The organism is Streptomyces sp. NPDC096048, assembly GCF_044763415.1.
Taxonomy (GTDB): domain Bacteria; phylum Actinomycetota; class Actinomycetes; order Streptomycetales; family Streptomycetaceae; genus Streptomyces.
Window position 1 is genome coordinate 1 of record NZ_JBIWGG010000010.1, and the last position, 12,576, is coordinate 12,576.

Below are 12,576 nucleotides of genomic sequence, written 5' to 3' on the forward strand. Positions count from 1 at the left end.
AACTCCTTCGGATACGGCTTGGGCACTGCAACATCCTTCCAGGCCGCCTCTCAGCAAGCCAGGTCAGGTATCACCTATCCGTGCAGCAGTCCCTTTCTCGGCCTCGCCGCCGCCTTGTGCTGCTACAAGCGACTCGTCCGCCTCACCACGTAGGACACCGTCTAAAGGTCTGGGCAAGCTCCGCTACGTCGTGGAGCACACCTTCGCTCTGCTCCACCAGTTCAAACGCCTGGCCGCGCGCTGGGAGCAACGCCTCGAACTCCACGACGCCTTCGTCTCGTTGGGCTGCAGCCTCATCTGCTGGCGACGGCTCAAGAAGGCCGGATCATGATCGCGTTACGAACTCTTATGGTGTACAGAGATCAAGTACAAACCAACACTCTTGCATCACCCCAGGTCAGGCAGGGGATTCCCGCGCCCTCCGCTGTGGTCTGGTGCATGGCAGCGTGAGCGCGACGGCTCAGACCCTGGAACGTTATAGGTACGCAGGGCAGCGGGGGCTCTCCATGCTGGGGTGCATGTGTCACGAAGCGAGCATGGACGCTCGTACTGAAATGGGGAGTTACATATGACGGCTGTAAGGCACCTTGCTGCTGTGACGGGGAGCGTCGTCCTGGCTGTGAGCGGTCTGACCGCGCTGACCGCCACGTCGGCCACTGCGGCAGGCAGCTGCTTGAAAGCCCAGACGAAGGAAGTCACTGGCGCAAAGATCACGTACAGCAGGTGCGTCAACGGCGATGGTGAAACCCTGGTTCGGGGAACCCTCTACGACACCAACACGAACGACAGGAAGGCAGCCTACGCCGCGATCAAGATTGGATCCTGGACATCGCCGACGCTAGGAACGCCTAGCAGTGAAACCTACTCGACCGGGTGGCGCAAGTCTGGCACGGTCAGCGTCGCCGTTTGGGCTGCCGGGTAAGCGCTTCTTAGTGTGGAAGGGGCTGACTATTCAGAGTCAGCCCCTTCCACCGTTGGTTACGCGGCTTCTTCGCTCACCCACGTAATCCCTACCCGCTCGGGTCCCTTGAATCTGAATCCGCGTCCGCGTGCCTGGTTCACGCTGATGTGGTCGACTGCGAGGCTAAGTGAGCGTTTGATTCTCGGTTGTCTGTTTCATTTGGCTTAGCTCTCGCGCCAGTTGTGGGTGGTTTCGTGGGTGAGGCGGCGGGTCATGAGGTTGATGGCGGCGAGTTGGATCATGGCTGCCGATCGGTGGGGGTGGGCTTCGTAGTCGCGGGCCAGGCGGCGGTGGTGCATGAGCCAGCCGAGGGTGCGTTCGACGACCCAGCGGCGGGGTTGGACGTGGAAGCCGCGGGTGGTGGGGTCGCGTTGGACGATCTCGAGGTCGATGCCGATCTGTGCGGCGTGTTCGACGGCTTTGGTCTTGTAGCCGTTGTCGGCCCAGGCTTTGGTGATGGTGGGGTGGCGTGCGGCGATGTCGGCGAGGAGTTGGGTGCCGGCGGCGGAGTCGTGGACGCTGGCGGCGGTGACGGTGACGGCCAGGAGGAGGCCGAGGGTGTCGGTGACGATGTGCCGCTTGCGTCCGATGATCTTCTTGGCCGGGTCGACGCCTTGGCTGGTCAGGGGGACGGTGGCGGAGGTTTTGATGCTCTGGCTGTCGATCAGGCAGGCGCTGGGCTCGCTGGTGCGGCCTTCGGCTTGGCGGACTTTGCCGCGTAGCAGGCCGGTGAGCTGGTCAAAGATGCCGTCGGCTTCCCAACGGGCGAAGTAGCCGTAGACGGTCTGGTGGGGTGGGAAGTCGTGGGGCAGGTAGCGCCAGGGGATGCCGGTGCGGTCGACGTAGAGGATGGCGTTCATCAGGGCGCGCAGGTCGTGGGTGGGTTTGCGGATGCCGTTGCGGGCCTGGCGCCAGGCTTCGAGGGTGGGGCGGACGAGTTCCCAGCGGGCGTCGGACAGGTCGCTGGGGTAGGGGCGTGAGGATCGCATGGTGTCTGCGTACGTGGCGGATGCCGGCCTGAGCAGGGCGTGTGCGGGGGTGCCGGGTGCACCAGGGCGTGTGTTTTCAACTCGGTGCGAACCGGTGGGTTCCTGAATGAGACAGGAGCTCTCACCAAGAAACCGGCGCATTACCGCTCTACCGATTACCGCAGAAGCTATGTTTTCCGGCGAATCGCATCGCTAGGCGCTCGATATGGCTCCTTGAAATCTACGCGAACCATCCAGTATCGGAACCAAACGCTCACTAAGACGGTGTCCTACGTGGTGAGGCATCGTTGAACTCGGCATGGGGCGGGATACGTGGAGCTGGATCGTTCCGGACGGGCTGTGGGAGATCGCGAAGCCGTTGATCCCGCCGTCGAAGGTACGGCCTCAGGGCGGCGGAACGCAGGACACGCCTGATGAGACGCTCTTCGCCGCCATCATCTACGTGCTGGTCAGCGGCTGCGCCTGGCGGGCTCTGCCGCCGTGCTTCGGGGTGTCGAAGTCGACCGCTCACCGCCGGTTCCTGATCTGGTCGAGAGCCGGTGTCTGGGGCCGACTGCACGAGGCCGTGCTGCACCGGCTTGACGACGCCGGCCTCGTCGACGTCACCCGCGTCGTCCTCGACACCGCCCACGTCCGCGCTAAAAAAGGGGCGGACACACAGGGTCGAGTCCCGTGGACCGGGGCAAGCCGGGTTCCAAGATGCACGTCCTGTCGGACTCGAACGGACCGCCCCTCCTCGTCGGCGTCTCCGCCGGCAGCGTCCACGACAGCGAAGGGCTGAAGCCGATGGTCGAGGGTCACCAAACGAGACACGACCCCCACCACGGCCGGTACTTCAAGCCCCAGCGCCTACACGCCGACAAAGCCTACGATCGGGCCGACCTGCGCAGATGGCTCCGCGGGAAGCGCATCGGCGTGCGCATCGCCCGCAAGGGCATCGAGTCCAGCGAGCGATTAGGGCGACGCAGATGGGTCATCGAGCGGACGATGTCGTGGCTGTCCGGCTACCGCCGGCTCAACCCTCGCTACGAACGCGATCCCCGCAACTACCTGGCCTTTCTCGGCCTCGCCGCCGCCTTGTGCTGCTACAAGCGACTCGTCCGCCTCACCACGTAGGACACCGTCTTACGAGTTGGTGTGTGATAGCGGGTCAGTTGCTTCCAGCGTTTGTGATCGGCGAGGGCGTGTTCGACGGTGATGCGGTCGGAGGAGTGCCCGTGGCGGTCCCGTTCCCACTGCTCGACCCTGCCGGGCAGTGCCCCCGGCCGCGGTTTTCTGGGCGGTGTGATGGCTTGGCCACGGTGGTCGCGGCTCAGGCCGAGATAGCCGTCGTCCAGGAGGACCTCGACGTCGGGGAAGTGCTGGAAGCAGACGGCGATGCCTTCGTTGCGTGTGGCCGTCGCGTCGTGCAGACACCCAGGTCGCAGGGCATCGGTCCATAACGTGCGGCCGCGCCAGTCAGCAATCACGGTGGCCTTCATCGTGTTCTGCTTCTTCTTGCCCGAGACGAAGGCACGACGTCCGCCGCGGCCGGCCGGTGGCCGACGGACCTGGATCTCGGTGGCGTCCAGACGCAGCTCGACGCCTTCAGCCTGGACATAGGCAAATACATCCGTCAGCGTCCGTAGCCGCAGGCCGGGACGGTCGGGAACCGTGCACCCCCGCTCCGCCAGGAGCGTGCGCACCTCTCCGATCGCCCGGGTGACCGTGGAACGGTCGACACCGAACAGCAGGCCCAGCACCGAGTGCGGCAGGCCGTGCCTCAGATGGATCAGCGTGGCCACCAGCCTGTCGACGAATACCAACTGATGGCTGGCGCCGGCACCCGCAGCCCGCTTCCTGGCCCCGCCCCGCGTCGCATGGCGACGACCTTCGACCCCGGCCTGCCACGGCTCGGCCAACTCTTCGACCAGACAAACAAGATGAGGTCGAGAGAGCCCCGTGAACAGCCGATGCGCCCCCGCGGCCGGGCCGGCATCGTGCGGTCCATGGCGGGCCGAGGGCGTCGTCCGCACGGTGGAAGGACGACGAGTCGCGTGAGTGGAGCCGGTGAGAAGACGCAGGCCCCAGGCTTGGCGCTTCCGGGGTGCTCGGCCCGGACCAGCGGATGATCCTCGGGCTACGACGTGCCCTCCTCCTAGTGATCTGCCGGGGCTGGGAGATACCCGTCGGCGACCAGGCCGGCGAGGACTGCCTGGCCCAGGACCTGCACTGCGGACTGCGGGCGAACCATCACCGTGAATTCCTTGATCCTTTCCTCCGCGTCGAACTGCAGCAGGTCGATGCCGTGGATCTGCTTTCCGTTCACGGTGGCCCGGAACAGCAGGATCGTCGATGGGGCCTCACGGCCGTCGGCGCTCGTCTCTGCCGTGCCGTCGAACTCCCCGATGTAGCGGAAGTCCTCGAAGGTCCGCAGCAGGACACCGAAGAGCCCAAGGACCATGGGCTTGTCCTCGAACGGGGTGAACTTCACTGGGCTGTAGAAGCGGACGTCATCGGTGAACAGGTTGTCCAGGGCAGTGAGGTCGCGGTTTTCGACGGCGGCGCGGAAGAGGTCTGCTGTGGCCACGGCTTCTCCTCAATACTCTTAAAGTTGATTAGTCATTTTCTTGAGTATCATGAGTGGAGACTCGATGGCTAGAGGGAGAGGAGGCGGTCCGATGGCTTTGCGTCAGGCGGTTCTGGCGGCGCTGTTGGGTGAGGAGCTGAGCGGGTACCAGTTGGCCAAGTCGTTCGACATGGGTGTGGCCAACTTCTGGCACGCGCTGCCTCAACAGCTGTACGCGGAGCTGGCCAAGCTGGAGAGGGACGGGCTGGTCACGGGCCGGGAAGTGGTTCAGGACACCCGGCCGAACAAGCGCCTGTTCAAGGTCACCGAGGCCGGTCTCGCCGAACTGGAACGGTTCGCGGCCGCCTCCGCCAAGCCCTCCTTCATCCGTGAGGATCTGCTGGTCAAGGTCCATGCCTCCGATCGCATCGACACCGAGGAGGTCATCGCGCAGCTCATGGAACGGGCCGCCGTGGCCGGAGCCAAGGTCGAGCTGTTCGGGAGGATGCTGCGGAAGATGCGCGATGACCGCAGCGAGGAGGAGTTCCTGCGCCACGGCGAACGGATCGGGCCCTATCTCACGTGCCTGGCCGGCCTTGCCTTCGAGCAGGGCAACCGAGACTGGTGCGAGCGCAGCGCGGCGATCCTGCGGGAGAGGCAGACGGTTCATGTCGAGCGGTGAGTACCTGCGTTATGTCGCCTTGGGTGACAGTCAGACCGAGGGGCTCGGCGACGGTGACGACATCATGGGTCTGCGGGGGTGGGCCGACCGGCTCGCCGAACAACTCGCCGAGCACTGCCCGGGGGTCCAGTACGCCAATCTGGCCGTGCGCGGCCGCACCGCCGGGCAGGTCCGCGCGGAACAGCTCCGCCCCGCCATCGCCCTGCGTCCCGACCTGGCCACCGTCGTCGCCGGGGTCAACGACCTGCTGCGTCCCCGGTTCGACGCCGACGAGGTCGCCGGCCACCTGGAGGCGATGTTCGCCACGCTCACCGCTCAGGGTGCCTGCGTGGCTACCCTCACCTTCCCCGACGTCACACGGATCACCCCACTCGGTCGCCCGATCAGCTCCCGCGTCGTCGCTCTCAACCACCGCATCCGTGAAGCAGCACTCCGGCACGGAGTCGCTGTCGCCGAGACCTTCCGCCATGAGGTCGTCACCGATCCCCGCATATGGAGCCCCGACCGGCTCCACGCCAGCCCACTCGGCCACGAACGGATCGCCGCCGCCATCGCCCACGCCCTCCGACTACCCGGCAGCAGCAACTCCTGGACGCACCCACTGCCTCCCCCGGAAGCACCCACTCCCGCCGGATGGCACGCCACCGCCGCCGAACTGCGCTGGGCTGCCTCATTCCTCGGCCCCTGGTTCGGCAGGCGTCTGCGCGGCCGGTCTTCCGGAAACGGCAGAACAGCAAAACGCCCGCAGCTCCGACCTGTCCACGCACTCCCTGGCAGCGGAACAGAACAGTCCGGTCTACGCTCCGCCGACGATCCGTCACTCTCATGAATGAGTAGTTCTGAGAGACCGCAGACCCCCACCGGACCGTGTCCGGTGGGGGTCTGCGGTCTTCATTCGCATAACCTCTCGCAAAACAGCATTCGCAGAAAGCCCCTCGCGATAGGTTCTGCGACATACCGGACCTCGCCGAGCCAGCCACCGCCGTCGAACAGTTCGACGGCCCCACCTGTGAGGTGCCCGCCGGAAGCACTTGCCGCACCCGCGGCGGCAAAGTCGCCCCGAAGTACCACACCCCGCGCTTCATGCTCGTCCCCCGACTCCGCGCCGAACTCGAAGTCCGCCCCCCGCCGGCCGCGGACCGGACCATGCGTGGGAGATGGGCCCGGCCATGGACGCCGCGGTGCCCGAGGCCACCACGAAGCCCACAAGAGTGGGGTACGCGAGGTGCAGCACCGCCCAGCAAGAACTCCAAAGCCAGCTCGACGCCCTCGAAGAAGCGGGCTGCGATCCCGTCTTCTCCGAGAAGATCAGCACCCGGATCAAGGTCCGGCCGGAGTTCGTCAAGGCGATGGACTTCGCCCGCACCATCAAGAAGGCCGTCCCGCACCAGCGGGTGATCTTCACCGTGCACGAGATGAAGTGCCTGGGGCGCGGCGCCGCCGAGCTCCTGGCCATCGCCGAGGAGTTGCGCCACCACGACATCCAGCTCGAACGCCTCACCGGCCCCCTCCAAGGGGTCTACGACCCGTCCGGGCACGGCGCAGCCCTCTTCGCGTTCTTCGCCGGCATGGCCGAGTCCGAGCGCGAGTACATCCGGGAGAAGTCCCTCGAAGGCCAGGCGTCCGCCCGCAAGCGCGTCGAGTCCAGCGAACGCTTAGGGCGCCGCCGCTGGGTCATCGAGCGCACCATGTCGTGGCTGTCCGGATACCGTCGGCTCAGCCCTCGCTACGAACGCGACCCCCGCAACTACCTGGCCTTTCTCGGACTCGCCGCCGCCCTGTGCTGCTACAAGCGACTTATCCGCCTCACCACGTAGGACACAGTCTTAGGGGGCCTGCGACGCCCCGGCGTGGGCGAGGGCGCTGGGGGTCAGGCAGCCGACGATCGCCGGGGCTTCCCGGACGAGCGTGTCGTCGGTGAGCGCTTCCACCATGAACAGCGCGAAGTCCACCCGCCGCGTCAGGTTGCCGGCAAGTACCGGGTCGCCCACGTGCCGGCTCCACACGGGCAGGCCCTGGCTCTCGCCCTCCTCCAGGGAGCTGCCGCGCACCACGGTCCACCGGGTGTCGCTGGCGAACACCCGTCGGCACGCCTCGACCTGGTCGTCGATCTCGACAGCGCGGACGAGCTTGCCCAGCACGGCGGCGATCCGGACGCCCAGGGTGAACAGCCGTGAGTACCTGTCCTTGCCGTCGCGCGTAATGTGCCAGCCGCAGGAGAAGACCAGGCGCGCGCCCGGCCGTGCGTGGTCGAGCACCGCCTGCGCGGTGCCCGACGCGTACTGCCGGACCCCCCACGGCACCAGCACCGTCAGCACGCCGTCGCATCCGGCGACCGCCCGCCGGATCACCTCCGGGTCGTTGGTGGCTCCGGGGACGACGGTCATCCGGCCCTCGAACGCGGCCAGCTTCGGCACGCTGCGCTCCCGGCACACCCCCACCACCTCGTAGCCGCGCTCCAGCGCGTGCCCGACCATGTACTGCCCGAGCTTCCCCGAGGCCCCGATGATGCAGACCTTCTTCACGCGATCCGTGCCCATGGCTCGGCCCCTTTCAACGGGATGCCTACCTTATGTTGTAAGGTAAGCTAGCCTTATGCTGTAAGGCGGTCAAGGGAAGCGCCGAAGACGCCAGAAGGAGGGCCTGGATGCGCGAGGGAAACACGGGCCGGCGGGGGGCGTCGGCGCGCACTCCGCTCAGTCGCGAGCGCGTGATCGGCACGGCGATGGCAGTGGCGGACGAGAAGGGAGCGGCCGCGCTCACCATGCGGGCCATCGCCGAACCGCTGGGCGTCGAGGCGATGTCGCTCTACCACCACGTCGCGGGCCGGGAGGACATCCTCGACGGCATGGTGGACGCGGTGTTCGGCGAGATCGACCTACCGCCGCGCGGCACGGACTGGAAGAGTGCCCTGCGCCACCGCGCGGACTCCGCCCGCGCCGTCCTCCTGCGCCACCCCTGGGCCGTCGGCCTCATGGATTCCCGATCCCAGCCCGGCCCGGCGACCCTGCGCCATCACGACGCCGTCATCGGAGCGCTGCGCGCCGGAGGGTTCTCCGTCCCCATGGCCGCGCACGCCGTCTCGCTGATCGACAGTTATCTGTACGGGTTCGTGCTCCAGGAGCTGAGCCTGCCGTTCAGGGGCGCGGCGGAGCTGGACGAGGTAGCGGGTGCCATCCTGCGCGACATGCCCGCCGACACCTACCCCCACCTCACCGAACTGGCCACCGAGCACGTCCTCAAGCCCGGCTACGACTACGCCGGCGAGTTCACCTTCGGGCTCGCCCTCATCCTCGACGCCCTCCACCCAGACGAGGCCGCGAGCACATGACGAGTACGCGGGATGGGGTTCGAAAGTCCCGCACAGCACCCACGGCGCCCGGCACGCAGTCATGATGCGAGGGCGAGGTTGTGCATGTGGGCAACGGCCAGGCCGACGACCGCTGGTCGGCGCGCCACTGGCGCCAGGCAGCCCAGCGGGCCCTCACCGCCTCGGGCGAGCAGTGGACCACCGGCACCAGCCGCGACCGTCGGCTCCTCGTGGGCTGCCTGCGTCAGGACCTCACCATCGCCCGGGACTACAACCTCGACCCTGGCTGGCTCACCGACGCCGCCTGGACCTACGTCGGCGATTCTGTCTGGGAGCCGATCACCCGACCAGCCCCCGACGCCCCCACGCCCGGCGCGCCCGCCGACGCCCTCGTGGAACTCCTCAGCACCCTCACCCGCCGCCAGCACGAGCACCGCGCTCGCACCGTCAGCCGGCTCACCGCCGACCTCGACGCCGGCCTGCTGCCCGCCGACTCTCAGCAGATGGCGCTCTACTACCGGGCCAAGGCGCTGCGCGACACCGGCCGAGCCGCCCCATCATGCCGCGACTACCAGCACGTCGCCGACCAGGGCGGCCGCCTCGCCCCGGCCGCCCGCCGCGGCCTGGCCTACGCCGCCTGCCTGGCCAGCGACTCCCCTACCCCCCCCTCGCCGCCGCCCAGACCCTCGGCTGGAAAGGCCGCCACCAACGCGTGCTGGGCGACCTGTACTGGCTTCAAGACCACCCCGAGCGCGCCGCCGCGGCCTACCTCGCCGGACGCACCGAAGCCGAACAGCACGGCAAGACCGGCGAGGCTGCCCACAACCAGGCCCTGCGCGCCTTCGCCATCGCGCTCTACGCCCCCGACCAGGCCAACACGGAAATCGACCTCGCCCACCAGCTCCTGACCGGCCTCAACCCGCGCACCACCACCATCAACGTCTGCCGGGCCGAACTCATCCGCGACACCGGCAGCGACGGCGTCGACGACCCGATCACCACGCTGCGCACCGAACTCGACATCGCGGGCCTCACCTCACTGACACCCGCGATCGAACTGACCCGCGCCTTCCACCAGGCCGTCCTCGACGACCACACCGCACTGCACGCCGCCACCGCCCGCCTACGGGAACAGACATCCGCCGACGATCACGCCTACTTCGTCGACATCGCCCAGCTCCTGGCCGACATGCCCGTCGATCAGGCTGCCGTAGTCCGGTGGCTCGACAGTGAACAGGACACCGCAGCCGCTGGCGTGGCCTGATCGTCGCCCGGCAGGTGCGCCTGCACGCCGGGCGCTGACCGAAGAAGGGGGCCGTCTCCCGCGGGATTCGGCCCTGCGACGGCACGGATCAGGCGGGGTTCAGCGGAGTGCTGCCGATACCCGCGTACAGCTCGGGTTCCAGCGACAGGACCGTCAGCAGCTCGCCCGCCTTCACCGCGTGCCAGGCGACCGCAGCAGCGTGGGCCACCGGCCAGTCCACGTTCCTCCAGTCCATCGCGTCCACCGCATGAGCTGCGGTGAACGGAACGTTCGCCGCGAACCTCAAGGACGCGGCGTGCTTGTCTCTCGCAGCGATTTCCGCAGCCAATTCATGCGCCGTGTCGTACCACTTGCGACCGCGTCGCCTTTGGTCCAGTCACGGTGCCGGCCAGCCCTCATAATGCGGACTGGCCGTCAGCGTGCCGGGCTGGTGGCGGATGTCATCCCGTTGTGGGGGACTCCTGTTCCGCAGCGTTGCCGCGTCCGACGGTGAGGGCCCAGGTGACGGTCGAGGGCGCGGTGACTGCCACGGTGCCGGCCTTGTGGGCGGCATTCATGATGAGTTGGTTGTAGGTCACGGCGGGCTCTGCCGTGCTGCACTCAAGCGGGAAGTCCGTTCCCAGTACGGGGACCGACACCTTGATGGTGCCTGTGCCCCGGCAACTGACCACGACGATGAGCGCCTTGCCCCGGGAGCCCGCGTCGTAGGAGAAGCTCGCGTTGCCGCGAGTCTCACCACGCTGGCCGGCTACGACTTCACCGGCCTCGGGATCGAGTTCCGGCGGCGTGAGTGTACCGCTGTGCTTACTGGTCGGCGGGCTCGATGTCCTGGGGGTTGGAGTCGTGGGGGTGTCATCCGTCTCGTTGCCGGAGGTGCAGCCTGCCGCCGCCAGGGTCAGCAGCAAAAGGGCTGGCGCCGCTGTCCTGCGGCGGACCGTCACTTGGTTTCCCACAGCACCCAGCCGGTCCGGCGGGGCGTGTGGACGGTCACGTTCTTCTTCACGCCCCTGGTGCAGTTGGCGTACACGTACTGGTTGTAGCCGTGGGACTTGAGCCGGTACACCCCGTAGCGGGCGTGGGTGGTCCGCTTCGACGGAGTGTCGACGGCGATAGTGTTGCCCAGCTTCGCCGTGAGTTCCACGGCCACGTTGACGCTGAACTTGCCCTCGATCTCGGCGACCACGACCGAGGCTCCGACCTTCAGCTCACCGGTGTAAGCGATGCCGACCTTTCCGGTTACCTCGGAGGTGAAGGTGGACCTCGCGGTACGCGAGGTGCCGTTGTAGTTGGCCTGCTCGGCACCAACGCCCTTGTGGTAGTCCTTGTCCTTGCTGGTGGGCGTGTACCGGTAGCCCGGTTCGCAGGGCCTCGCGTCCAGGGTGGCGCTCGGCTTGGACATCGGCAGGTCGTTCTCGTCGTCTCCCGCGGTGGCATCAGGTGCGGGCGATGTTGTTGACGCAGGAGCCTCGCCGGTGGGAGCGCCCTCCACGAGGTCGGTCTCCTCAGGCTGTGGCGGCGGAGCGGTCTCGACGACTGTGGAGTCGGTGGCCGTCGGTGACGGCTCCTCAGCGAATGCTGTGCCGCCGGTGGTCAGTCCGGCGATGACAGACAAGCAGGTAAGGGCCAGCACTTTTCTGGGTATGCGGGCTCTGCTCATGAAGCCACCAGTTCCTGGTGGATCGCCCCCCGTGGCGATCGAGTGCCCCGAATGCTAGACGCAACGTCATGCTCACAACCATCACAGGTGCGTTTCCTGAGCATGATTTGAGCAACCAGCACGATGAAGCGGCCCGTCCGGTCGGCCAGACCCTCATTCGAGGGAGGGCACGCCATCGTTCCCTGCCCCACTGCCCCGGTCCGCGAGCACTGACAGCGGCACACAGTCGGCCCGTTCGGCCATCCCTGACAAGCTGTTGCTGTCCGCTCAACGCGAGGCACTGCTGACCGACATGTGTGAACGCTTCTGTCGGCATGCGCAGGGGTCGGCTGCTCGGTCGTAGGCGATGCCCAGGGCGGTGGTAGTGAGGGTACGGGCCAGGGCACTGTATGAGCAGACGATGATCAGTATGTGACGTGTACGTGGCGTCCTCGAGCGCCCTGCTGGTGAAGCCGGTGGGCCACACGTCGTGTTCGGTGCGCGCCTGGGCGAACCGGGCCGCAGCCGCCCCGCAGTACCTTTCTCCGCCGGAGGGATCGTGGTGACCCCTCTCCTCCGAGCCGGAACGTCGGGTGCCTCGCCTCGGCAAGGACGCCCGGGGCCGTTCCCTTCCTGTACGTAAGGGCGCTTCTGTGTCTGGTTGATGTCAGTCGGGCAGGCATGCCGCGTCGTGGTGGGTGCGGGGCGGTCTAGCAGGCAGCGGCCTCGTCCACCGTCTCCCTTACCGTCAGGACGGTGTCGACCGCGGTGAGCTGCAGCAGTCTTTTCAGTTGCCGCGCGGGGGCGGCCACGCGAAAGTCGGCTGCCTGGTGGGTGAGGATCAGCAGGTTCAGCAGCGCGGAGTCCGCGAAGGTGATGCCGGAGGCGTCCAGGACCACCTTCGGATGTTCCTTGGCCGCGGTGTCCAGCGCGTCCGCCAGCGGCGTGACCGTAGACATGTCATAAGGGCCTCGCGCGCCGACCACCCAGGCACCGCAGCGTTCGTACTGCACCACCGTGGCCCCGTCAGTCACCGGCAGCCGACTGCCGCCGGTGCTCCTCGGCTGCCCCGCCGCTTCGTCCACCGACACCCCGGGCCCCTCCTCTGGCTGCCCCGAACAGATTTACGTCACGTGTTGCGTGAAAAGTATGTCATGTATTGCTTGTCGCGCAAAGGCGGTCCCTA

At 67.4% G+C, this 12,576-nt stretch carries 16 protein-coding genes; 8 read left to right on the forward strand and 8 right to left on the reverse strand.

Translation table 11 applies throughout. The annotated features are described in order from the left end of the window. The first annotated feature begins 190 nt into the window (after positions 1–190). Together ACIQ6R_RS26650 and ACIQ6R_RS26655 are read left to right on the forward strand one after the other, a co-directional pair. Positions 191–331 (forward strand): hypothetical protein, encoded by a 141-nt coding sequence (locus tag ACIQ6R_RS26650; protein ID WP_404223871.1) that lies wholly within the window; start codon positions 191–193, stop codon positions 329–331. Positions 332–568: 237 nt separating this feature from the next. Beyond that, positions 569–922 carry a hypothetical protein gene (locus ACIQ6R_RS26655; protein ID WP_404223873.1) on the forward strand — a complete coding sequence of 118 codons (354 nt, stop codon included), beginning with the start codon at positions 569–571 and terminating at the stop codon, positions 920–922. 203 nt (positions 923–1,125) lie between these two features. Here ACIQ6R_RS26655 and ACIQ6R_RS26660 read toward each other — a convergent pair whose 3' ends face one another. Beyond that, positions 1,126–1,950: an IS5 family transposase gene (locus ACIQ6R_RS26660; RefSeq protein WP_404223874.1), complete on the reverse strand. Its 825-nt coding sequence runs from the start codon at positions 1,948–1,950 to the stop codon at positions 1,126–1,128. Positions 1,951–2,248: 298 nt separating this feature from the next. Here ACIQ6R_RS26660 and ACIQ6R_RS26665 point away from each other — a divergent pair. Beyond that, positions 2,249–3,066 (forward strand): IS5 family transposase gene (locus tag ACIQ6R_RS26665; protein WP_404223876.1). Its coding sequence is split into 2 segments (ribosomal slippage): positions 2,249–2,603 and positions 2,603–3,066, totalling 819 coding nucleotides; the frame shifts between segments, so codons are not numbered across the junction. Here the strand turns inward: ACIQ6R_RS26665 and ACIQ6R_RS26670 are convergent. Together ACIQ6R_RS26670 and ACIQ6R_RS26675 are read right to left on the reverse strand one after the other, a co-directional pair. Further along, the gene (locus tag ACIQ6R_RS26670; protein ID WP_404223878.1) at positions 3,036–3,965 is read right to left on the reverse strand and encodes a transposase family protein; all 930 of its coding nucleotides are present in this window, start codon (positions 3,963–3,965) and stop codon (positions 3,036–3,038) included. The two genes, ACIQ6R_RS26665 and ACIQ6R_RS26670, sit on opposite strands and share 31 nt — an antisense overlap. 122 nt (positions 3,966–4,087) lie before the next feature. Further along, complete coding sequence (locus tag ACIQ6R_RS26675; RefSeq protein ID WP_404223879.1) at positions 4,088–4,519, reverse strand: nuclear transport factor 2 family protein; 432 nt, start codon at positions 4,517–4,519, stop codon at positions 4,088–4,090. 91 nt (positions 4,520–4,610) lie between these two features. Here ACIQ6R_RS26675 and ACIQ6R_RS26680 point away from each other — a divergent pair, with 91 nt between their 5' ends. The 3 genes from ACIQ6R_RS26680 (at position 4,611) to ACIQ6R_RS26690 (ending at position 6,997) form a co-directional block, all read left to right on the forward strand. After that, the gene (locus tag ACIQ6R_RS26680) at positions 4,611–5,180 is read left to right on the forward strand and encodes a PadR family transcriptional regulator (protein ID WP_404223881.1); all 570 of its coding nucleotides are present in this window, start codon (positions 4,611–4,613) and stop codon (positions 5,178–5,180) included. Further along, complete coding sequence (locus tag ACIQ6R_RS26685; protein ID WP_404223883.1) at positions 5,167–6,009, forward strand: SGNH/GDSL hydrolase family protein; 843 nt, start codon at positions 5,167–5,169, stop codon at positions 6,007–6,009. Before ACIQ6R_RS26680 ends, ACIQ6R_RS26685 begins: the two co-directional genes overlap by 14 nt. A gap of 340 nt (positions 6,010–6,349) precedes the next feature. Beyond that, positions 6,350–6,997: a recombinase family protein gene (locus tag ACIQ6R_RS26690; protein ID WP_404223884.1), complete on the forward strand. Its 648-nt coding sequence runs from the start codon at positions 6,350–6,352 to the stop codon at positions 6,995–6,997. A 9-nt stretch (positions 6,998–7,006) separates the two neighbouring features. Here ACIQ6R_RS26690 and ACIQ6R_RS26695 read toward each other — a convergent pair whose 3' ends face one another. Continuing rightward, complete coding sequence (locus ACIQ6R_RS26695; RefSeq protein WP_122216678.1) at positions 7,007–7,720, reverse strand: NAD(P)-dependent oxidoreductase; 714 nt, start codon at positions 7,718–7,720, stop codon at positions 7,007–7,009. 107 nt (positions 7,721–7,827) lie between these two features. Between ACIQ6R_RS26695 and ACIQ6R_RS26700 the strand changes: the two genes are divergently transcribed. Then, positions 7,828–8,511: a TetR/AcrR family transcriptional regulator gene (locus ACIQ6R_RS26700; RefSeq protein ID WP_404223886.1), complete on the forward strand. Its 684-nt coding sequence runs from the start codon at positions 7,828–7,830 to the stop codon at positions 8,509–8,511. Between the two features lie 691 nt (positions 8,512–9,202). Then, a complete protein-coding gene (locus ACIQ6R_RS26705; protein ID WP_404223888.1) occupies positions 9,203–9,754 on the forward strand; it encodes a hypothetical protein in 552 nt (183 codons plus the stop codon). Positions 9,755–9,842: 88 nt separating this feature from the next. On the opposite strand, the gene ACIQ6R_RS26710 is transcribed toward ACIQ6R_RS26705, so the two are convergent. From ACIQ6R_RS26710 to ACIQ6R_RS26725, 4 genes are all read right to left on the reverse strand, one after another. Continuing rightward, positions 9,843–9,989: a hypothetical protein gene (locus ACIQ6R_RS26710; RefSeq protein ID WP_404223889.1), complete on the reverse strand. Its 147-nt coding sequence runs from the start codon at positions 9,987–9,989 to the stop codon at positions 9,843–9,845. A gap of 205 nt (positions 9,990–10,194) precedes the next feature. Beyond that, positions 10,195–10,695: a hypothetical protein gene (locus tag ACIQ6R_RS26715; protein ID WP_404223891.1), complete on the reverse strand. Its 501-nt coding sequence runs from the start codon at positions 10,693–10,695 to the stop codon at positions 10,195–10,197. Beyond that, the gene (locus ACIQ6R_RS26720) at positions 10,692–11,153 is read right to left on the reverse strand and encodes a hypothetical protein (RefSeq protein WP_404223893.1); all 462 of its coding nucleotides are present in this window, start codon (positions 11,151–11,153) and stop codon (positions 10,692–10,694) included. Before ACIQ6R_RS26720 ends, ACIQ6R_RS26715 begins: the two co-directional genes overlap by 4 nt. Before the next feature lie 947 nt (positions 11,154–12,100). Continuing rightward, positions 12,101–12,481, reverse strand: a complete 381-nt coding sequence (locus ACIQ6R_RS26725) for an STAS domain-containing protein (protein WP_404223894.1) — start codon at positions 12,479–12,481, stop codon at positions 12,101–12,103. Positions 12,482–12,576: the final 95 nt, after the last annotated feature.

Bases quoted from the DNA above. Each gene is read 5' to 3' on its own strand.
- ACIQ6R_RS26655 (WP_404223873.1), top strand. From the start codon at position 569: ATGACGGCTGTAAGGCACCTTGCTGCTGTGACGGGGAGCGTCGTCCTG.
- ACIQ6R_RS26660 (WP_404223874.1), bottom strand. From the start codon at position 1,950: ATGCGATCCTCACGCCCCTACCCCAGCGACCTGTCCGACGCCCGCTGG.
- ACIQ6R_RS26680 (WP_404223881.1), top strand. From the start codon at position 4,611: ATGGCTTTGCGTCAGGCGGTTCTGGCGGCGCTGTTGGGTGAGGAGCTG.
- ACIQ6R_RS26685 (WP_404223883.1), top strand. From the start codon at position 5,167: ATGTCGAGCGGTGAGTACCTGCGTTATGTCGCCTTGGGTGACAGTCAG.
- ACIQ6R_RS26690 (WP_404223884.1), top strand. From the start codon at position 6,350: ATGGACGCCGCGGTGCCCGAGGCCACCACGAAGCCCACAAGAGTGGGG.
- ACIQ6R_RS26695 (WP_122216678.1), bottom strand. From the start codon at position 7,720: ATGGGCACGGATCGCGTGAAGAAGGTCTGCATCATCGGGGCCTCGGGG.
- ACIQ6R_RS26700 (WP_404223886.1), top strand. From the start codon at position 7,828: ATGCGCGAGGGAAACACGGGCCGGCGGGGGGCGTCGGCGCGCACTCCG.
- ACIQ6R_RS26710 (WP_404223889.1), bottom strand. From the start codon at position 9,989: ATGGACTGGAGGAACGTGGACTGGCCGGTGGCCCACGCTGCTGCGGTC.
- ACIQ6R_RS26720 (WP_404223893.1), bottom strand. From the start codon at position 11,153: ATGTCCAAGCCGAGCGCCACCCTGGACGCGAGGCCCTGCGAACCGGGC.